Here is an 18,753-nt window from a genome sequence, read left to right on the forward strand (position 1 = left end):
TATGAGCTATATATTCAGTGGTTTGGAAAAGTTGGAAATTTTGCAGGCTGCAAATATTTGTGAGGGAATGAAATTCAATGTCGAGGAGGAAGAGTATTTTGCGATGGCAGTGGAGGGGCGAAACTGCGCTGTACTTTATCGTACATTGTCGAATATTTTGGGTGGGAAATTCTTAGGCGGTTCTGCGTTCGATGAGAGCGTAATGGGCATTTTTAAAGATGCCAAACTCTGGCTCGATGTAGCAATTGATGCAAATGGCGGAGTGGGCGCTTATTCTGCATTGATCCGAGCTTATACCCTGCGGCAGGGGGAGTTAAGGTTAAATAAAAAAATCAGCGATTCGAAGATGCAACAGTCATCTAATCAGGTGGCTGTCAATCTCATGAATACGTTGATAAAAGGCTCCGTTGAGCATGATTTGGCTCCATGGACTGTGCCCTCCATAAGCCAAATTGCAGAAATCGATGCGAGCGCTATTGGTAAAGTATTATTTCGTGAAGATGTTGATGAAATTGATACAGCTACCAGTCGTAATGCGGGATGGTCTGGAACAATCGGCTTCAGCCTGTTGGGTGGAGAAAAACCATATGAAACTTGGAGGTTGATCTCCGCCGGTGATCCGGATTCCCATATAAAAGGGAATCATCATCTTGCCAAGTTAAACAGGCTTGATGACCTAAAGAATGTTCTGTTTGCCGTGGACTCATACAGTGTTGCATTGCAGGCAGTGATTAAAAACTTCGGGTCGAATATGGTTGAAAGCCTGTTTTCAGTTCTGCCCGAACAAATAAATATCGCTCTCGCCAGTGGCAGCATCAATCCACTGATTCAGCATGTGGTGAAAGGTACGCCCATCTCACCTATTGTCAGCCTGATATTGCGATATAACCTGAATGATTTCTTTGACATGCTCAGGCGAACCTACGACGGGAACTCGGCCGCCACACCGACCACCGATGAAACCTTCGCCTCCAACGCCTACACATTTTTCTCCGCACTTTCTCCGTCTCAATCGCAAAGCATCGTTACCAGAACCATTGGCGAGTATGGCAGTGCCAAGGACTGGGCAACGTTGGCCAGTCAGGCAACGCCAATCGGCGCCGCGTTACGCAATTCCCTCAAGCAACTAAGCGAAATCGTGATTGAGCGGGCCGACGGTTTTTCCGGACGCAGCCTGGAGCTTTACGACCCCGAAACGGGCGAGGGCTTCATCACTGAACAGTGGCTTGCCGATCGCTCTGAAATGCTGGCCCGGCTGATTTCCCGAACCAATGGATCGTTCGGTCGAAATACTGTCCAGACCTTTTCCTATTCAGACTTGGCTTCGGGCAAACAGGCCCTTATGACCACCGGCGTCTCAAACCCTCTGGTCATGTTTGGTGATGATGGCGGACGATCATTTGGTGGCGGGGCAAATACCGATCATCTTTACGGCAGTGGCGGCAACGATTCAATCAGTGGGCTGTCCGGTAATGACTTTATCCAGGGAGCTCGCGGCAATGACTCTTTAACAGGAGGCGATGGCAATGATGCGTTGTACGGTATGGCCGGTGATGATGTGTTGGTGGGTGGCAAGGGTAACGACTCTCTCGCTGGTGGGCCAGGTAACGATCGGTATGAGTTCTCCAGCGGAGATGGAATCGACGAGATTTTTGATGCGCACGTTGGGGGCGGATTGCTGATAAATGGACTTCCGATCCCACCTCTCGAACGCAGTGCTCCGCTCAGCAATATCTGGCTTACGGAAGATCGAGCCATCAGCTTGACGCTCATTGAAGATCAGGCTGAAAACACGCTGAACATTAAATACGGACTGAGTGATCTCATCGTCGTGAAGAACTTCAATCCGGGGATGCTCGGCATTGATCTTCCTGATTACCAGGACCAGGCGTTCCCCGCTCCCGATCTGGTCCTTCAAGGCGACTGGAAAATTAAAGATAACGACCCCAATGTTCGCGGAGATCAGCCTTCTTACGATGAGTTGGGCAACGCTTTGCTTTTGCCCAATGTTAAACAGAGGAACAAAGCGGACCTGCTTTACGGATCACCGAAAGATGACCTCATCGTTGGTCTTGGCGGGTCTGATCGACTGTTCGGCAAAGAAGGCAACGATCGTTTATTCGGTGACAAGCAGACGACGCTGGAAAATGCATTTGCCGATGCAACAAAAGGAAAGGCTAGCCGTGGCGATTGGCTGGATGGTGGGCAGGGTGATGACCTGCTTGTCGGCACTGCCTCGCGAGACGTGCTGCTCGGCGGCAACGGTCGAGACACGCTGATTGGGGGAGCAGGTGATGACAATTTGTCCGGTGATCAAACAACCGGTGCACATGAGCAAAATTGGACAGTCAAGCGCATCGACGTTCCACTCAGTGATGGCGTCATCAGCATGCGTAGCGTCTTTGACAAATTTTCATTGAATAGTCCCACCGAGGGCGGTGACGACATCCTCTATGGGCAGGGTGGCCGGGATTTTATCAATGGCGGCAGGGGAGATGACCTGCTCGATGGCGGAAGTGACGACGACACACTGTACGGCGAAGAGGGTAATGACACGCTGGCTGGCGGGAGTGGCGATGACACATTATCGGGAGACAACCTGGATTGGGGTGGCGGTCTCGACAGTCGCCATCATGGCAACGATTTGTTGGCGGGTGGCAGTGGCGATGACTACCTTGCCGGAAACGGTGGTAGCGACGTGTTGTACGGCGGCAGCGGCAATGATGTGCTGAAAGGTGATGACGAGGTGCTGCGAGGCGTTTCGGGTGATGCCGCAGACTTTTTCGGAAGTGATTTTCTGGATGGCGGTGAGGGCAATGACACCCTTTGGGGCGGCGGTGCCGATGACTCACTTTTCGGTGGCAGCGGCAACGACGAGTTAGTTGGTGATTACCATGAACACCCGATTCGTTATCACGGTGATGACTATCTTGATGGCGGTGCGGGTGACGACACACTCCGTGGCTTGGGTGGCTCCGACACACTGATAGGCGGATCAGGCGCCGACGCTCTGGATGGCGATGAGCCCAACTTGAAAGCGGGCGGAACCAACGATGACCACATTCAAGGTAATTCAGGAAACGATACGCTCTGGGGTGGTTTGGGCGCCGATACGCTTTTGGGCGGTGCTGATGATGACCTTTTGGTGGGGGACTACGAGCAAACATCCGAAGCAGAACATGGCGCCGATTTTCTTGACGGCGGCTCAGGCAACGACACTTTGCTGGGCAGTGGTGGAAACGACACGCTGGTTGGCGGGGAGGGAGTCGATTATTTGCGCGGCGGCCCTGGCGATAACGTGTTTGAGGGTGGTGCCGGCAACGATTATCTGGAAGGGATGCAGGGTAACGATGTTTTCTACTTCGGAGTGGGTGATGGACTGGATGTTGTTACCGATACAGGTGGCAACAATGTCGTAAGTTTTGGTGATGGATTTTCTGCGGAGAACTTGCAGGCCAAGATCGTCAATCTTGATGTGGGCACGGCGTTGCGGCTGTCGAATGGTATTGGTGACGCGCTTCTGATTCTTCACCATGAAAAGTGGGCAGGTTCGACGTTCAGGTTCAGCGACGGCGTGATCCTGAATTTCCAGGATGTAATCAAATTAACGGTGCAACCGGTAGATATAACGGATCCGTCTACGACAGTTGCTGCGGTACCCGATCCCGAAAAAAAGCAGGACATTGAGAGTGAGAGCGAAGCAGTCGTCCAGACACTGCCCGATGACTTAGCCGCTTCTACTGAGAGGGAAGGCAGTGAAACGGGTCGTCACACCCGGTGGGATAGCCTTTTTCTTTCGGAACTGAACACAAAGCGCTCAGCGGCCCGGCAGGCATCAGGATTTGCACTGAACGATCAGGGTGTTTGGGTTAGAAGTCATATTGCTACCGACAAAAGTGGCTATGCCATCAGCGCCGAACTGATCCATGAGGACGTTGAAGCCGGAGTCTTTTCCAATACACCTGAGTGGATGGGGGCGATTGCCGCTGACGCTGTGGTGACTGAAAGACAGTCAAATTCTGCAACGAAAACCACGTTCAAGTTTGTAAAAGCAGAAACTGCGCAATTACCGAAACAAAAGCCAAAATATTACCCGTCTGGCTCCAGTTATTCGGGGTTCTCGTTCAACGTGGGTGATGCTGTAGTCGAAGATATAGACCACTCGGGCGCTATTCTGGGGTGGTACGTGTACCCCGCTGGCAGTTTTGAAAATCATGAAATTGTTCGTAAAGCGTTTCGCTGGAGCTCTACTACCCAAACGATCAAGCATAAAGTTGTTCATGGTAATGACGCTGGCGGCAGGGTAAATCTCGAAGTGGGAAATCTCTTTCATGGCGGTGCAGGAGATGACTTGGTGGTTACCTATGCTGGTTCAGTGCTTAAGTACGGCGGGGTGAGCGACAGGATCCCAGGCGCATTTTTATCAGCTGGCGCAGGCAACGACACACTGCTCGGCTCCGCGGGTGCCGATTATTTGATCAGTGGGCCGGGAGAAGATTGGCTTTACGGCGAAAACGGTCCCGACACTTACATAGTTGAAGCGCATGATGGCGCAACCACCATTATTGCCGACGTTCTTGACCCTGTTTTTTTGCGCCCCGAGGTTGGAGCCTCTGGGTGGCATGAAGAGTTTGGGGGGCTTGATATTGATACCGTCGTTCTTCCGGAAGAGGCGAAACCAGATAAGTTGAAACTAACCTGGGGTGCTGTGTTGGTTGAGGCGGTAAATATTGAACTGTCACCCACCCCACCGCGTGGGGCTCATCGTCAACCGCCTCGAGCCCAGATGCTGTACACCACACTCGATATCGAATGGGGCGGAACTCAAAAAGTACGAATCGTTTTGCCCAATCCGAACGATCTCAGTGGTTCCGGAATTGAAAGGGTGAGGTTTGCTGATGGCTCGAGCATCAATTTTAAAGACGTCGTTAGCCGCTTAGGCATTGCCCCCGATACTTACCATCATGGCATCACCGTTCAGTACGCTACTCAGGTTAAGTCTTTTCGAGACAACCGTTTTCTACCGCTCGTGGGCGGTCGCGGTAATGACACCCTCAGCGGCACTGGTGAAATAAGAGGGATGCAAGGAGATGATCTGCTCGGCGGTGGCTCAGGTGATGAAGTGCTTTACGGTGGGCCGGGCAATGACACCTTGTCCGGTGGCGGGGGCAATGATGTTTATAAATATGATGGGCTTGGGCGAGACCTGGTAATCAATGCCGGCGGCGGAACTGACGGTATAGATTTTTCGGAGGTCGGACTGTCGATTGGTCAACTCAAGTTCCACCGTGAACGGAATGATCTCGTCATCGTAGTGAGTTATGGCATGTCTCCAAAGGTTCGTGTCTCCGAACACTTTTCAGGAGGCGATGCCGCTATCAGCTTCATCAGCGTTCAAGGAGAAGAGGGCGCTGTTAAAAATTACACGGCGAACCAGCTCACTGAGCTTTTGCACCCTCTACCTCCCTTACGGGACGTAGAGGATATCTTGCCGAGAAATGATGAAGAGGCGTTGCGGGCAATGAAGGAAATAATCGCGTTTTATGAGTTGAATATTTGATCGCAGATAGTTTCGCAACGGGCTCAAACTTCCCGCGACAGAGCCCAAAAGACTGCCATCGCGGGTAACGATAGGTTCTAGTATTGCGACAGATCCGCCAACGGATGCCGCCCCTCCCACACCTTGTGAAAGTGCGCCTCGACCACCGCGTCCGGCACCCGGGCGATGTCCGGCCAGTGCCAGTGCGGTTTTTGATCCTTGTCGATCAGTCGCGCCCGGACCCCTTCGCTGAATTCCGGATGGCGGCAGCAATTGAGGCTCAGGGTGTATTCCATCTGAAAGACTTCGGCCAGTGACAAGTGGCGGGCACGAATTATCTGTTCCCAGACCAGATGCGCCGTCAGTGGCGAGCCTTCACTCATGGTTTTCGCCGCACGGGCAATCAACAGGTCGCTGCTGTCCCGATGCAGGCTGATGGCTTTCCAGGCGCAGGTCACGTCGCTGACATCCAGCCATTCATCGATCTGCTGCCGACGCGGCAGCCATTGCGCCTCAGGCATTTGCGCCACGGCTTCCTGCTGCAGCGCTTTGAGCAGGCTGTTGAGCTGCATGGCGGTCTGTTCCTGCCAGTTCAACTGCAACAAGCCGTCGATCAGTTCCTGTTGCTGGTCGTCAAGCAGGAAGCGGTCGGCCAGATCCAGATCGATCGCATCGCGACCGTTCATGTGTGCGCCGGTCAAACCCAGGAACAAACCGAGCCTGCCCGGCAGCCGCGACAGAAACCAACTGGCGCCGACATCCGGGTACAGGCCGATGCTGATTTCCGGCATCGCCAGTCGACTGCTCGGCGTGACGATCCGGATGCTCGCGCCTTGCAGCAGGCCCATGCCGCCGCCGAGCACATATCCATGGCCCCAGCAGATCAGCGGCTTCGGGTAGGTGTGGAGGCTGTAGTCCAGCCGATATTCAGCATTGAAAAACTGCGCGGCCAGCGGCGGAACCTCGCCGGGATGGGCGCGACAGGCTTCCACCAGGCTGCGCACTTCGCCACCGGCACAGAAGGCCTTGGCGCCGTTACCGCGCAGCAGCACGCAGACGATTTGCGGCTCCTTGGCCCAGGCGTTCAGTTTGTCGCTCAGGGCGTGGATCATCGGCAGGGACAGCGCATTGAGCGACTTTTCGGCATCCAGCGTGGCCACGCCGATGCGCGCGCCGTCGGTGCCGGTGAGTTCTTCGAAGTGCAGATTCATCGTGACCTCGATCGGGAATTTGAACGATCAGTATGATCGCTGTGTGGGAAAGTGCCGGATCTGCGTCAGATCAATTGACAAGCGTGGTCGGCTTTCCTAGGGTTCGCCCCACTGATTTTGCCGGGTATGACCATGACTGCTGACGACCGTATCAAACTCGAACCGAGCTGGAAGGAGGCACTGCGTGCCGAGTTCGACCAGCCCTACATGGCAGAGTTGCGCACTTTTCTGCAGCAGGAGCGGGCGGCCGGCAAGGAAATCTATCCGCCGGGACCGCTGATTTTCAATGCGTTGAATTCGACGCCGCTGGACAAGGTGAAAGTGGTCATCCTCGGCCAGGATCCGTACCACGGCCCGGGCCAGGCCCACGGCTTGTGTTTCTCGGTGCAACCGGGCGTGCCGGCGCCGCCTTCGCTGGTCAACATCTATAAAGAGTTGAAGCGCGACCTGAACATCGACATTCCCAACCACGGCTACTTGCAGAGCTGGGCGGATCAGGGCGTGCTGATGCTCAACACCACCATGACCGTAGAGCGCGCCAACGCCAATGCGCACAAGGACAAGGGTTGGCAGTTCTTCACGGACCGGATCATTGAGGTGGTCAGTCAGCGGCAGCCGCATCTGGTGTTCATGCTCTGGGGTTCCCATGCCCAGAGCAAACAGAAGCTGATCGACGCCACCAAGCATCTGGTGTTGACCTCGGTGCACCCGTCGCCGCTGTCGGCCTATCGCGGCTTTCTCGGTTGCGGGCATTTCAGCCGCACCAACAAGTTCCTGGAGCAGAACGGCGAAGCGCCGATCGAGTGGCGTCTGCCGTCGGTGGTCTGATGCTCAGGGCTGGCGGTTAATCTCGTTCCCACGTCGAGGCGTCCGCGTGGGAACGATCAAAACCGGATCAGGCTTCGGGATTACGGTTCCAGTACTTGAACAACGGTTCCGCCAGAAACAACACGAACAACAACCGCATCACCTGCATCGCCGTCACCAGCGGCACTGACAATTGCAGGGTTTCTGCCGTCAGGCTCATCTCGGCGATTCCGCCGGGCATCATGCCCAGGGTCAGCGATCGCAGATCCAGATGGGTCATGGCACTCAGTCCCAACGCCGCCAGTGTCGCGATCAACATGGTCAGCGCCGTGCCGATCAACGTCCGTCCCATGAACGACGGTGCCCGGCGGAAGAACTGGCGGTTGAAGTGACAGCCCAGACCGCTGCCGATCAGCCACTGGCCGATCTGACTGCCGCCATTGGGCAGACCGATGTGCAGATCCCAGCCGATGCTCACTGCTGCGCTGACCAGCAGCGGGCCGAACAGCCATGGGTTGGGTTGACGCAAACGTTGCCAAAACCAGGCGAGCAGGCCGCCCGCCGGAAAAAGAATCGCCAGCCAGCGCCAATCGACGCTGCCGGCGTGAGAAATCGGTGCGCCATCGCCCAGCAGATATTTGAATGCCGCCGGCACACACAGCACCACCACCAGCACCCGCAAGCTCTGCCCGGCCGCGACATGGCTGAGCATCGCGCCGTTGCGTGCGCCGAGGTTGACCATCTCGCCGGAGCCGCCGGGCATGCTGGAGAAGAATGCCGTGGCGCGATCCTCACCGGTGCGGCGCATCAGCCACACGCCGACCACCGCCGACAGGCTGGTGACCAGCGCGCCGAAAAAGATCAGGCCGAAGTGGCTCAGTACCTGCTCCATCACCAGCGGGGTGAAGTGCAGGCCGATGCCGATCCCGACGATCCACTGGCCGCATTTGCGGCCGCCAGGGATTTCGGTCAATTGCCACGGGGTCAGGCAGCGCACCAGGATGATCGCCAGCAACGAGCCGACCATCCACGGCAGCGGCCAGCCGATCTGGCTGGCGATGTAACCGCCAAGCAGACCGACCAGCGGGGTTCCCCACCACGTTTTAAGGGAGAGCCGATCAGACATCGGCGATAGCGCGTTGCGCGGCCGAGCGTTTGCGCCAGATGCGCAGCAGTGGCATCAGCAACATGATCGCTGTCAGCACCCAGACACCGAAGGTGATCGGGCTCGACCAGAGAATCTCCAGCGCACCGTTGGAAATCGACAGCGCCCGGCGCAGATTCTGCTCCATCAGGCCGCCGAGGATGAAGCCCAGCAGGACTGGCGACAGCGGGAAGTCCAGTTTGCGCAGGATGTAGCCAAAGATGCCGATGCCTACCATCAGGAACAGGTCGAACGTGGTCGCGTGCACGGCGTAGACGCCGATCCCGGTAATGATCGCGATCACCGGCACCAGTGCCCAGTTCGGTACAGCGAGGATGCGGGTGAAGATACGGATCATCGGGATGTTCAGGATCACCAGCATGATGTTGGCGATGAACAGCGAGGCGATCAGGCCCCAGACGATGTCCGGTTGTTGCTGGAACAGCAGTGGGCCCGGAGTGATGTTGTACAGCGACAGGGCGCCAATCATCACCGCCGTGGTGCCCGAACCCGGAACGCCGAGGGTCAGCATCGGCACCAGCGCGCCGCAGGCGGAGGCACCGATGGCGGTTTCCGGCGCAGCGAGGCCGCGCGCGTCGCCCTGACCGAACTTGCCGCTGGCTCCGGCGATGCGTTTCTCGGTCATGTAGGCAACGGCGCTGGCCAGGGTCGCGCCAGCACCCGGCAACACACCCATGATGAAACCGAGCAGGCCGCAACGGATGTTCACCACGAACACCGAAGCCGCTTCCTTGAAGTTGAACATCATCCGGCCGGTGGCTTTTACCGCTTCCTGGCCGCGATGGGTTTTTTCAAGCAACAAGAGAATTTCGCTGACCGAGAACAGGCCCAGTACCAGCACCACGAACTGAATGCCGTCGGTCAGGTGAATGTTGTCGCCGGTGAAACGGTACACGCCACTATTGGCGTCGATGCCGACGCTGGACAGGAACAGGCCGATCAACGCCGCGATGAAGGTTTTCAGCGGTCGGTCACCGGCCATGCCGCCCAGGCAGACAATCGCGAACACCATCAACACGAAATATTCCGCCGGCCCGAAGGCAATCGCCCATTTCGCCAGCAGCGGCGCGAACAGCACCATGCCGCAGGTGGCGATGAAGGCGCCGATGAACGAACTCCATGCCGACAACGACAGCGCCACGCCAGCCAGGCCTTTGCGGGCCATCGGGTAGCCGTCGAGAGTGGTCATCACGGTGGAGGCTTCGCCGGGGATGTTCAGCAGAATCGAACTGATCCGGCCGCCGTATTCGCAGCCCAGATACACCGCTGCCAGCAGGATCAGAGCCGATTCCGGTGGCAAGCCGAGGGCGAATGCGATGGGGATCAGCAGCGCTACGCCATTGATCGGCCCCAGACCCGGCAACAAGCCGACCACGGTGCCGATCAGCGTGCCGGTCAGGGCCGTGACCAGGTTGTACGGGCTCAGCGCGACGCCGAAGCCCTGACCCAAATAACCGAGAGTATCCATATCAGTTCTCCAGAACGTCGAGCAGGCCGAGGGGCAGCGGAACGTCCATCAAACGGTCGAACAGCAGGTAAAGACCCACGGCCATCAGGCTGATGATCACCACACTCGGCAACCAGCGGCCGCCGTACAGTCGGGCCATTGGTACGCCGATGATGATGCTGGCGACGATGAAACCAAGGGGTTCGAAAGTGCCGGCGAACACCAGCAGCAGGGCCACGCAGATGCCGATCTTGGTCAGGGTTTCGCGGTCCAGTGGCGGCTCGTCGTCGCTGTGCTTGATGGGCGCTGGACGAAAAACCATGTACAGCAACGCCAGGCCCATCAGGCCGAGCATCAGCAATGGAAACGCCCGGGGGCCGACCGGTTCGTAGGAAAACGCCGCCTGGTAAGGCCACGCCATCAGTGCCAGGCCGACGCAGGCCAGCAACAGCACCGAGGCAAAAATGCGTTGAATAAGCATGAGGGAACTCCTGCCATGGCCCCGGTGAAAGGGCCATGGACGCTAGACAGAGACGATCACTGAATCAGGCCGAACTCTTTGGCCAGCACCTTGTAGTCCGCCACTTGCTTCTTGACGTAGGTGTCCAGCTCGGGACCGGTCATGGCGAACGGGAAGAGTTCACGCTGATCGCGCAGCTTGGCGAAGTCGTCGGAGGCCAGCAGTTTGTCGAAGGAGGCTTTCCACCAGGCGTAGTCTTCATCGCTGACTTTCGGCCCGAGATAGAAACCGCGCACCACCGGCCAGACGATGTCGTAACCCTGTTCGCGGGCAGTCGGGATGTCTTTCATTTCCGGCTCGTCCAGGCGTTTCTCGGCAAACACGGCCAGCAGGCGCATGTCACCACTCTGGATGTGCGGCATGGAGTCGGAGATGTCGGTACTGCCGACCTGGATGTGGCCGCCGAGCAGGGCGGTAGCGATCTCGCCGCCCCCTTCGAGGGCGACGTAGCGCAGGTCGCGCGGGTTGATCCCGGCGGCTTTAGCGATCAGTGCGGTCTGCATCCAGTCCTGGCTGCCGACGGTGCCGCCGGAGCCGATGACCACGGAGCTCGGATCTTTCTTCAGTGCTTGCACGAGATCGTCGAGGGTTTTGTAGGGGGAGTCGTTTTTCACCGCGATGGCGCCGTAGCTGGTGCCGACCGCCGCCAGCCAGCGCACGTTGGTTTCATCGAACCGACCGAACTTGCCTTGGGCCAGGTTCAACAGCGAACCGCTGGACCACGCCACCAAAGTGCCCGCATCAGCCGGACGCTGCGCCACGACGGCGTTGTACGCCACCGCGCCGACACCGCCGGGCATGTAGGTCACGCGCATCGGTTTGGTCAGCAGTTTTTCGTTGACCAGCGCGCTTTGCGCCAGTTTGCAGGTCAGGTCGAAACCGCCGCCGGGGGAGGCCGGGGCAATGCATTCAGGACGTTTCGGTTCGGCCATCAGTTGGCCGGCGAACAGTACGCAACCGGCGGCGAGAGCGAAACGGCGCAGGGATCGGTTCATGAGTGTCTCCACGGGAGTTGTTGTTTTTGGGGATATTTCAGGTGCGGCAGTTTCGCGCGCGCAGGCTGACAGGCTCAGACCCGGACGGGTTGAACGCCGCGCAGCCGACGATGGCGCTGACAAGCGAAAACGGGGAAATACGAGAGGAAGAATGAAACGGGTCAACCTGAAGCTGTGTGGACAGCATGATGCAGTACCTCGTTATTGTTCTTATTGGCGAAAACGCATCGTGACGTTTTTCGAGAGCTACGTTTTGAAGCTATGGTGCAGGAACGGAGAAAACGGCGAAGGTCGGCAGTCGGGACCCTCGGTGAAGCGACTGTAACGGCCCAACCTTTCGCTAACCTTTCAGTATTCTTTCGCGTGTTTTCGGGCTTCACAGTGGCGGTTGCGGCTGTAAACTCCGCCGCAAAGAATGGCGTCGGCCATCCCTGAATGAGGTAGAGATCCATGCGTGTCCTGCTCGTCGAAGACCATTTGCCGCTGGCCGAAAGCGTTGCCCAGGCGCTCAAGAGCACCGGTCTGACCGTGGATGTCTTGCACGATGGCGTTGCTGCCGACCTGGCCCTGGGCAGCGAGGAATACGCGGTGGCGATCCTTGATGTCGGCCTGCCGCGCATGGACGGTTTTGAGGTGCTGGCGCGCCTGCGGGCCCGGGGCAAGAACTTGCCGGTACTGATGCTGACCGCCCGTAGCGACGTCAAGGACCGGGTCCATGGGCTCAATCTTGGGGCCGACGATTACCTCGCCAAGCCGTTCGAACTCACGGAACTCGAAGCGCGGGTCAAAGCCCTGTTGCGCCGCAGCGTACTCGGCGGCGAACGTCAGCAACGTTGCGGCGTGCTGGCCTACGACCTCGATACCCGGCGCTTCACCCTCGGCGAAGAACTGCTGACGCTGACCTCCCGCGAGCAGGCGGTGCTCGAAGCGTTGATTGCCCGTCCGGGAAGGGTGATGAGCAAGGAGCAACTGGCTGCTCAGGTGTTCGGTCTCGACGAAGAGGCCAGCCCCGACGCCATCGAAATCTACGTGCACCGCCTGCGCAAAAAGCTCGACGGCCATTCAGTGGCCATCGTGACCTTTCGCGGTCTGGGCTATCTGCTGGAAAGCCGCGATGCATAAGCCCAGCAGTCTGCGCTGGCGGTTGGTGTGGAACCTCGCGCTGCTGCTGGTGGTGTTGATGCTCGCCAGCGGATTGAGCGCGTACTGGAACGGTCGCGAAGCCGCCGACACCGCCTACGACCGCACACTTCTCGCGTCAGCACGGACCATCGCCGCCGGTCTGTCCCAGCGCGATGGCAGTCTCAGTGCCGACGTGCCTTACGTGGCGCTCGATACCTTCGCTTACGACAGCGCCGGGCGCATCTATTACCAGGTCAACGACATCAACCAGAAGTTGATTTCCGGCTACGAAAACTTGCCGGGCCCGCCGCCGGGCACACCGAGAACCGACAGCTATCCTGCCTTGGCGCGCTTTTACGACGCGAAATATCAGGGGCAGAACGTGCGCGTGGTGAGTTTGCTCAAGGCAGTGAGCGAACCGAACATGAACGGCATGGCGGAGATTCGCGTTGCCGAAACCGACGAGGCGCGCGTCAGCATGGCCCGCAGTCTGGCGGCCGATACGCTGCTGCGGCTCGGGATGCTGGCGATTGGCGCGTTGTTGCTGGTGTGGTTTGCGGTGAGTGCGGCGCTGCGGCCGATCGAGCGTTTGCGCACGGCAGTGGAAGAGCGTCAGCCCGATGACCTGCGGCCCTTGCCGTTGGTCGAAGTGCAGCACGAGTTGTGGCCATTGGTGCGAGCGCTCAATCACTTTACCGAGCGCCTGCGCGGGCAGTTCGAGCGGCAGGCGCAGTTCATCGCCGATGCGGCCCACGAGTTGCGCACGCCACTGGCGGCGCTCAAGGCGCGGCTTGAACTGGGCTTGCGCTCAAACGAGCCGCAGACCTGGCGCGACACGTTGGAATCTTCGGCGCAAAGCACGGATCGCCTGACCCATCTGGCCAACCAGTTGTTGTCGCTGGCCCGCGTGGAAAACGGCGCCCGGGCGATTGCCGAGGGCGGTGCGCAGTTGCTCGATCTGAGTCAGTTGGCGCGGGAACTGGGCATGGCCATGGCGCCGCTGGCCCACGCGCGGGGTGTCGCGCTGGCGCTGGAGGCGGACGAGCCGGTCTGGCTGCGTGGCGAGCCGACGTTGCTCAACGAGTTGCTGAGCAATCTGGTGGATAACGCGCTGGCGCACACGCCGCCGGGCGGCAACGTGATCCTGCGGGTCACGGCGCCGGCGGTGCTGGAGGTTGAAGACGATGGGCCGGGCATTCCGCTGGAGGAGCGGGATCGGGTGTTCGAACGCTTTTACCGGCGCAACCAGCAGGTGGCCGGTTCCGGGCTCGGGCTGGCGATCGTCGGGGAAATCTGCCGCGCGCATCTGGCGCAGATCAGTCTGCACGATGGGGAACAGGCGGGTTTGAAGGTGCGGGTGAGTTTTGTCGCCGGTTGATCAGTAGAACATCGACCGCGATTCTTCCAGATCGGCGCACAGCGCCTTGTTTTCCGGATCGATGCCGAGCTTGCGGAACGCCGGCACGCTGAACGGATCGATGCGGGCCATCGGGTGGTCGGTGTCCTTGTGGCAATACAGGCTGGCCACTTGCACGATGTCGACGTAATCGATCTGTTGCGATTCGCGCTTGAGGTCCTCATACAGACCCGGCAACTCCACCAGACGCTCGGGGAATTCCCAGACCCGCAGCAGCTTGTCGCCGAGCAGCGGGTGAATGTGGTCGATCACATGGTTGAGGCTGACCGGATCGGACAGCAATTCGTAGTGGTCTTCAGCGTAGGTCAGGATCGGCAGCACGCCGATCTGATGAACCAGTCCACCGAGCGCGGCCTGATCGGGTTTGAGTTGGGTGTAGCGGCGGCACAGGGCGTAGCTGACGCCGGCGATCTCCAGACTCTTGCGCCAGACTTCGCGCATCTTTTGTTCGACCACGTCGGAGCGGGCGTGGAAGATCTGCTCCATCACCAGACCGATCGCCAGATTGCTGCTGTAGTTGACGCCGAGCCGAGTGATGGCGGTGTGCAGGTCGGTGACTTCCTGAGTCGCACGCAGCAGCGGGCTGTTGACCACTTTGATCAGGCGCGCCGACAACGCTGTGTCGCGGCCGATCACTTTGCTCAGGTCGCTGACGCTGATGTCCGGATCTTCAGCGGCCTTGCGAATCTGCAGGGCCACTTCCGGTAACGTTGGCAGAACCAGGTCATCGTTATCGATGGCCTCAACCAAATCCTGTTGGACCTTATCCGCCAGCTCACTCATGTCGTTTCTCTAGGGTGTTGCAACAAATGCTGCGATCAACGCTGGATTTCGCGGTCGCGATCCAGTTCGTAAGGCAGGTCGAGCAAGTGCAGCGCCGGGCCTTCGGCTGCGCCCAGATGCAAATCGCCTGCGTCGGCAGCTTCGGCCTGCAACACCGCCAGCAGTTCAATATTCTTTTCGGCACGGGCAGCCAGTACCACTTCGCCGATGGAGCTGCCGTGGCTCGGGGCGAACAGCGGGGTGCCCGGCTCCGGCAATTCGCTGGCGTCCAGTTGCACGCGGTACAGGCGACGCTTGAGTTTGCCCAGGTACTGCATGCGCGCGACGATTTCCTGACCGGTGTAGCAGCCTTTCTTGAAACTCACGCCGCCGACGGCCTGCAGATTGAGCATCTGCGGGATGAACAGCTCGCGGGTGCTCGGCATGACCTGACCGATCCCGGCGCGGATCTGGCCCAGCAGCCATTGATTGAGTTCGGCTTCGCTCAAGTGCGCGGTCAATTTGCCTTTGACGGTGTCGGCCTGATCGGCGGGCACCCAGAGTTCGGCACGGTTCGGGGAGACGCGAATCGCGATCAGACCTTCGTGGCGGGCCACGCTGTCGGTTTCTGCCGGCAGTTCCAGACCCAGACTGCTCAGGGCCGCATCGCCATGATCGAGGCCGAAGCGCACCCAGGAGGCGCTTTCGTCGGTCAGTTTCGATTTGGAGAACACGGCGTACTTTTTCAGATCCGCCAGTTGCAGCTCCAGCAGCTCGCCGGCCATCGCCAGCAGCACGCCGTCGCCTTCCAGCACGATGCGGAAACTCGACTGCATGCGGCCTTTCTGCGTGCAGCGTGCACCGAGGCTGGCCTGGGTTTCGCTCAGATAATTGATGTTGCAGGTCAGTTGGCCTTGCAGGAATTTGCCGGCATCCGCGCCGCGAACCGCGAGAACGCCTTCATGAGAGAGGGTGCAGAAAAAAGCAGAATCGGCCATGGGTCATCGCAGGGTAAATAGACTGGGGCACATCATAAGGGGGTGCTGTTGAAATGGGTAGTTGATAAAGGATCGGTGGTGCCCGACCAAAGCCGACTGTTCGGCCCGCTTCGGGCCTGTATACTTGCGGCCTATTTGAGGAGGGCTCCATGGTCGAACAAGTTGAACTGAATCGCCTCTTTTGGCACAGCCGTCGCGGCATGCTGGAACTCGACGTGTTGCTGGTGCCGTTCGTGAAAGAGGTCTACGCCAATCTGAATGAGGTGGATCGCGCGTTGTATGTCCGCCTGCTCGAGTGCGAGGATCAGGACATGTTCGGCTGGTTCATGGAGCGCAGCGAATCGGAAGATCCCGAGCTGCAACGCATGGTTCGCATGATTCTGGATCGTGTCCAGCCCAAGTAACACGTTCGAATGCCGCTGGCACGCCTCACGGCAGTTGCTGGCGGCGTATCTGCTGGCCCAGGCATTCGCGCTGGGTTCTTTGTTTCTGTTGTCGATTCCTTTATGGGGTTCTCTGCTGGGGGCATTCGCATGTCTCGCCCATGCTGTCTGGGTGTTGCCACGGCAGATTCTGTTGAGTCATCCCAAGGCATTTTGCGGATTCCGTCGGGACGCGGATGGCTGGCAGCTGTGGAACAAGGCCGATGGCTGGCAAGCGGTGCAATTGCGCCCGGACAGCCTGGCGCTGCCGCTGATCGTGGTGTTGCGTTTTCGATTGCGTGGTGAGCGGCGCGTCAGGTCGATCTGCGTGCCGCGGGATGCGCAGGCGTCGGATTTGCACCGACGCCTGCGGGTACGCCTCAAGTTCAGCCGGCGTAGGTGGGCGGCACCAGAATAGTGTCGAGCGCTTCAGGCAGCAGGTCCGGGTAGTCGAGGGTGTAATGGAGGCCCCGGCTCTCCTTGCGTTCCATGGCCGAGCGGATCATCAGTTCTGCCACTTGCGCCAGGTTGCGCAGCTCGATCAGGTCACGGCTGACCTTGTAGTTACTGTAGAACTCGTCGATTTCGTCCAGCAGCAGACGCACGCGATGCTGTGCCCGTTGCAGGCGCTTGTTGGTGCGCACGATGCCGACGTAGTCCCACATGAACCGCCGCAATTCGTCCCAGTTGTGGGCGATGATCACGTCTTCATCGGAGTCGGTCACCTGGCTGGCGTCCCAGGCGGGCAAGGCGCGCGGGATCGCGACGTCGGGCAGTTGCTCGAGAATGTCCGCTGCAGCTGAGCGGGCGTAGACGAAACATTCGAGCAGCGAGTTGCTGGCCATGCGGTTGGCGCCGTGCAGGCCGGTGAAGCTGGTTTCGCCAATGGCGTACAGGCCGGGCACATCGGTGCGGCCCTGTTGATCGACCATCACGCCGCCGCAGGTGTAGTGCGCCGCCGGTACGACCGGAATCGGTTGCTTGGTGATGTCGATGCCGAAGCCGAGGCAGCGTTCGTAGACAGTCGGGAAGTGCGATTTGATGAAGGCTTCGGGCTTGTGGCTGATGTCGAGGTAGACGCAATCGACACCCAGGCGCTTCATTTCATGGTCGATGGCGCGGGCGACGATGTCCCGTGGTGCCAGTTCTGCACGTGGGTCAAAACGTTGCATGAAGCGTTCGCCGTTCGGCAGCTTCAAATGGGCGCCTTCGCCACGCAGGGCTTCGGTTACCAGAAAGCTCTTGGCTTGCGGGTGGTAGAGGCAAGTGGGGTGGAACTGGTTGAACTCCAGGTTTGCCACGCGGCAGCCCGAACGCCAGGCCATGGCGATGCCGTCACCGCAGGCGCCGTCGGGGTTGCTTGTATATAGATAGACTTTCGCGGCGCCGCCGGACGCCAGGATCACAAAGCGTGCTCCGAAGGTATCGACTTCTCCGGTTTTGCGATTGAGCACGTAGGCGCCCAGGCAACGTTCGCCTTCCAGCCCCAACCGACGCTCGGTGATCAGGTCGACCGCTACCCGCTGTTCGAGCAATTCGATGTTCGGGCGTTCTTTGGCCTGGGCCAGCAGGGTCGTGAAAATCGCAGCGCCAGTGGCGTCAGCTGCGTGGATGATCCGGCGATGGCTGTGGCCGCCCTCGCGGGTCAGGTGGAATTCGAAACCGCCGTCTTCCGTACCGGACTGCTCGTCGCGCGTGAACGGCACGCCCTGGTCGATCAGCCACTGGATTGCTTCCTTACTGTGCTCGACGGTGAAACGCACCGCGTCTTCATGGCACAGGCCGCCACCGGCATTCAGAGTGTCATCGACATGGGACTCGACGGTGTCGGTGTCGTCCAGCACGGCCGCGACGCCACCTTGTGCCCAATAGGTCGAGCCGTTGGCGAGGTCACCTTTGCTCAATACGGCGATGCGCAAGTGACCGGGCAGGGTCAGCGCGAGACTCAAACCGGCAGCACCGCTGCCAATCACCAGAACATCGTGTTGAAACTGTTGGCTCATTTCAGGATTCCGCTCAAAGCGACCCGGGTCGGGGTTGGCGCAGGACTGGCGGATGGGCGAGTCGAGGCAGCCACACAGCCCACTAGTATATAGAGGGGTTGGGCGGCACAATAGCCGGGCCGATATGGCATTGTGAAACTACCGTGACGGAAAATCCCGACGCTTTGTCGTCAGTTTTTTCAGCGGTTTTGGGGAAAAGCGACTGTATCGACGATGAAACAGGCTTTTTCCGCTCACGGTTGCACAAGGTCGGTGCGACGCGTCTATAAATATTTGGAACTTTTGCCAGAGGCCCAAGATCAATAGACAGTTGCCCGAAACAAGGGACAGTGTCGGCTTCAATGC

14 protein-coding genes are annotated in these 18,753 nt (G+C 58.9%); 6 read left to right on the forward strand and 8 right to left on the reverse strand.

Annotated elements, in window-relative coordinates:
* The first annotated feature begins 1 nt into the window (after window position 1).
* Window positions 2–5,560 carry a calcium-binding protein gene (locus AC1MDC_RS06495; RefSeq protein WP_480392696.1) on the forward strand — a complete coding sequence of 1,853 codons (5,559 nt, stop codon included), beginning with the start codon at window positions 2–4 and terminating at the stop codon, window positions 5,558–5,560.
* A gap of 77 nt (window positions 5,561–5,637) precedes the next feature.
* Here the strand turns inward: AC1MDC_RS06495 and AC1MDC_RS06500 are convergent, their stop codons facing one another.
* Entirely contained in the window at window positions 5,638–6,750 is a 1,113-nt protein-coding gene (locus AC1MDC_RS06500) for an enoyl-CoA hydratase/isomerase family protein (RefSeq protein ID WP_085703825.1), read from the reverse strand.
* A gap of 132 nt (window positions 6,751–6,882) precedes the next feature.
* Here AC1MDC_RS06500 and ung point away from each other — a divergent pair, with 132 nt between their 5' ends.
* The gene (gene ung / locus AC1MDC_RS06505) at window positions 6,883–7,578 is read left to right on the forward strand and encodes a uracil-DNA glycosylase (protein WP_085683353.1); all 696 of its coding nucleotides are present in this window, start codon (window positions 6,883–6,885) and stop codon (window positions 7,576–7,578) included.
* A 67-nt stretch (window positions 7,579–7,645) separates the two neighbouring features.
* On the opposite strand, the gene AC1MDC_RS06510 is transcribed toward ung, so the two are convergent.
* Genes AC1MDC_RS06510 through AC1MDC_RS06525 form a run of 4 tightly spaced genes read right to left on the reverse strand, consistent with a single transcriptional unit; the run spans window position 7,646 to window position 11,684 of the window.
* The gene (locus AC1MDC_RS06510) at window positions 7,646–8,683 is read right to left on the reverse strand and encodes an AbrB family transcriptional regulator (protein WP_085700586.1); all 1,038 of its coding nucleotides are present in this window, start codon (window positions 8,681–8,683) and stop codon (window positions 7,646–7,648) included.
* Entirely contained in the window at window positions 8,676–10,190 is a 1,515-nt protein-coding gene (locus tag AC1MDC_RS06515; RefSeq protein WP_085703824.1) for a tripartite tricarboxylate transporter permease, read from the reverse strand. Before AC1MDC_RS06515 ends, AC1MDC_RS06510 begins: the two co-directional genes overlap by 8 nt.
* A gap of 1 nt (window position 10,191) precedes the next feature.
* The gene (locus tag AC1MDC_RS06520) at window positions 10,192–10,650 is read right to left on the reverse strand and encodes a tripartite tricarboxylate transporter TctB family protein (RefSeq protein ID WP_085700588.1); all 459 of its coding nucleotides are present in this window, start codon (window positions 10,648–10,650) and stop codon (window positions 10,192–10,194) included.
* Between the two features lie 56 nt (window positions 10,651–10,706).
* Window positions 10,707–11,684 carry a Bug family tripartite tricarboxylate transporter substrate binding protein gene (locus AC1MDC_RS06525; RefSeq protein ID WP_085700589.1) on the reverse strand — a complete coding sequence of 326 codons (978 nt, stop codon included), beginning with the start codon at window positions 11,682–11,684 and terminating at the stop codon, window positions 10,707–10,709.
* A 450-nt stretch (window positions 11,685–12,134) separates the two neighbouring features.
* Here AC1MDC_RS06525 and AC1MDC_RS06530 point away from each other — a divergent pair, with 450 nt between their 5' ends.
* Both AC1MDC_RS06530 and AC1MDC_RS06535 read left to right on the forward strand, forming a co-directional pair.
* Window positions 12,135–12,806 (forward strand): response regulator, encoded by a 672-nt coding sequence (locus AC1MDC_RS06530; protein ID WP_085683189.1) that lies wholly within the window; start codon window positions 12,135–12,137, stop codon window positions 12,804–12,806.
* Window positions 12,799–14,184, forward strand: a complete 1,386-nt coding sequence (locus AC1MDC_RS06535; protein WP_085683188.1) for a sensor histidine kinase — start codon at window positions 12,799–12,801, stop codon at window positions 14,182–14,184. The genes AC1MDC_RS06530 and AC1MDC_RS06535 overlap by 8 nt, the downstream gene beginning before the upstream one ends.
* On the opposite strand, the gene AC1MDC_RS06540 is transcribed toward AC1MDC_RS06535, so the two are convergent.
* A complete protein-coding gene (locus AC1MDC_RS06540; RefSeq protein ID WP_085700590.1) occupies window positions 14,185–15,006 on the reverse strand; it encodes an HDOD domain-containing protein in 822 nt (273 codons plus the stop codon). It lies immediately after the preceding gene.
* Between the two features lie 35 nt (window positions 15,007–15,041).
* The gene (gene ygfZ / locus AC1MDC_RS06545; RefSeq protein ID WP_480392697.1) at window positions 15,042–15,983 is read right to left on the reverse strand and encodes a CAF17-like 4Fe-4S cluster assembly/insertion protein YgfZ; all 942 of its coding nucleotides are present in this window, start codon (window positions 15,981–15,983) and stop codon (window positions 15,042–15,044) included.
* Window positions 15,984–16,132: 149 nt separating this feature from the next.
* On the opposite strand from ygfZ, the gene AC1MDC_RS06550 reads away from it, so the two are divergent.
* On the forward strand, window positions 16,133–16,387 hold the full coding sequence (locus tag AC1MDC_RS06550) for an FAD assembly factor SdhE (protein ID WP_007957989.1): 255 nt from the start codon (window positions 16,133–16,135) through the stop codon (window positions 16,385–16,387).
* Entirely contained in the window at window positions 16,371–16,823 is a 453-nt protein-coding gene (locus tag AC1MDC_RS06555; protein ID WP_480392698.1) for a protein YgfX, read from the forward strand. The genes AC1MDC_RS06550 and AC1MDC_RS06555 overlap by 17 nt, the downstream gene beginning before the upstream one ends.
* Here AC1MDC_RS06555 and nadB read toward each other — a convergent pair.
* A complete protein-coding gene (gene nadB, locus AC1MDC_RS06560) occupies window positions 16,792–18,408 on the reverse strand; it encodes an L-aspartate oxidase (RefSeq protein WP_227234733.1) in 1,617 nt (538 codons plus the stop codon). The two genes, AC1MDC_RS06555 and nadB, sit on opposite strands and share 32 nt — an antisense overlap.
* Window positions 18,409–18,753 lie beyond the last annotated feature (345 nt).

This window comes from Pseudomonas sp. 1 (assembly GCF_056626735.1).

Coding starts and splice junctions, on each gene's coding strand:
- AC1MDC_RS06495 (WP_480392696.1), top strand. CDS start 2: ATGAGCTATATATTCAGTGGTTTGGAAAAGTTGGAAATTTTGCAGGCT.
- AC1MDC_RS06500 (WP_085703825.1), bottom strand. CDS start 6,750: ATGAATCTGCACTTCGAAGAACTCACCGGCACCGACGGCGCGCGCATC.
- ung (WP_085683353.1), top strand. CDS start 6,883: ATGACTGCTGACGACCGTATCAAACTCGAACCGAGCTGGAAGGAGGCA.
- AC1MDC_RS06510 (WP_085700586.1), bottom strand. CDS start 8,683: ATGTCTGATCGGCTCTCCCTTAAAACGTGGTGGGGAACCCCGCTGGTC.
- AC1MDC_RS06515 (WP_085703824.1), bottom strand. CDS start 10,190: ATGGATACTCTCGGTTATTTGGGTCAGGGCTTCGGCGTCGCGCTGAGC.
- AC1MDC_RS06520 (WP_085700588.1), bottom strand. CDS start 10,650: ATGCTTATTCAACGCATTTTTGCCTCGGTGCTGTTGCTGGCCTGCGTC.
- AC1MDC_RS06525 (WP_085700589.1), bottom strand. CDS start 11,684: ATGAACCGATCCCTGCGCCGTTTCGCTCTCGCCGCCGGTTGCGTACTG.
- AC1MDC_RS06530 (WP_085683189.1), top strand. CDS start 12,135: ATGCGTGTCCTGCTCGTCGAAGACCATTTGCCGCTGGCCGAAAGCGTT.
- AC1MDC_RS06535 (WP_085683188.1), top strand. CDS start 12,799: ATGCATAAGCCCAGCAGTCTGCGCTGGCGGTTGGTGTGGAACCTCGCG.
- AC1MDC_RS06540 (WP_085700590.1), bottom strand. CDS start 15,006: ATGAGTGAGCTGGCGGATAAGGTCCAACAGGATTTGGTTGAGGCCATC.
- ygfZ (WP_480392697.1), bottom strand. CDS start 15,983: ATGGCCGATTCTGCTTTTTTCTGCACCCTCTCTCATGAAGGCGTTCTC.
- AC1MDC_RS06550 (WP_007957989.1), top strand. CDS start 16,133: ATGGTCGAACAAGTTGAACTGAATCGCCTCTTTTGGCACAGCCGTCGC.
- nadB (WP_227234733.1), bottom strand. CDS start 18,408: ATGAGCCAACAGTTTCAACACGATGTTCTGGTGATTGGCAGCGGTGCT.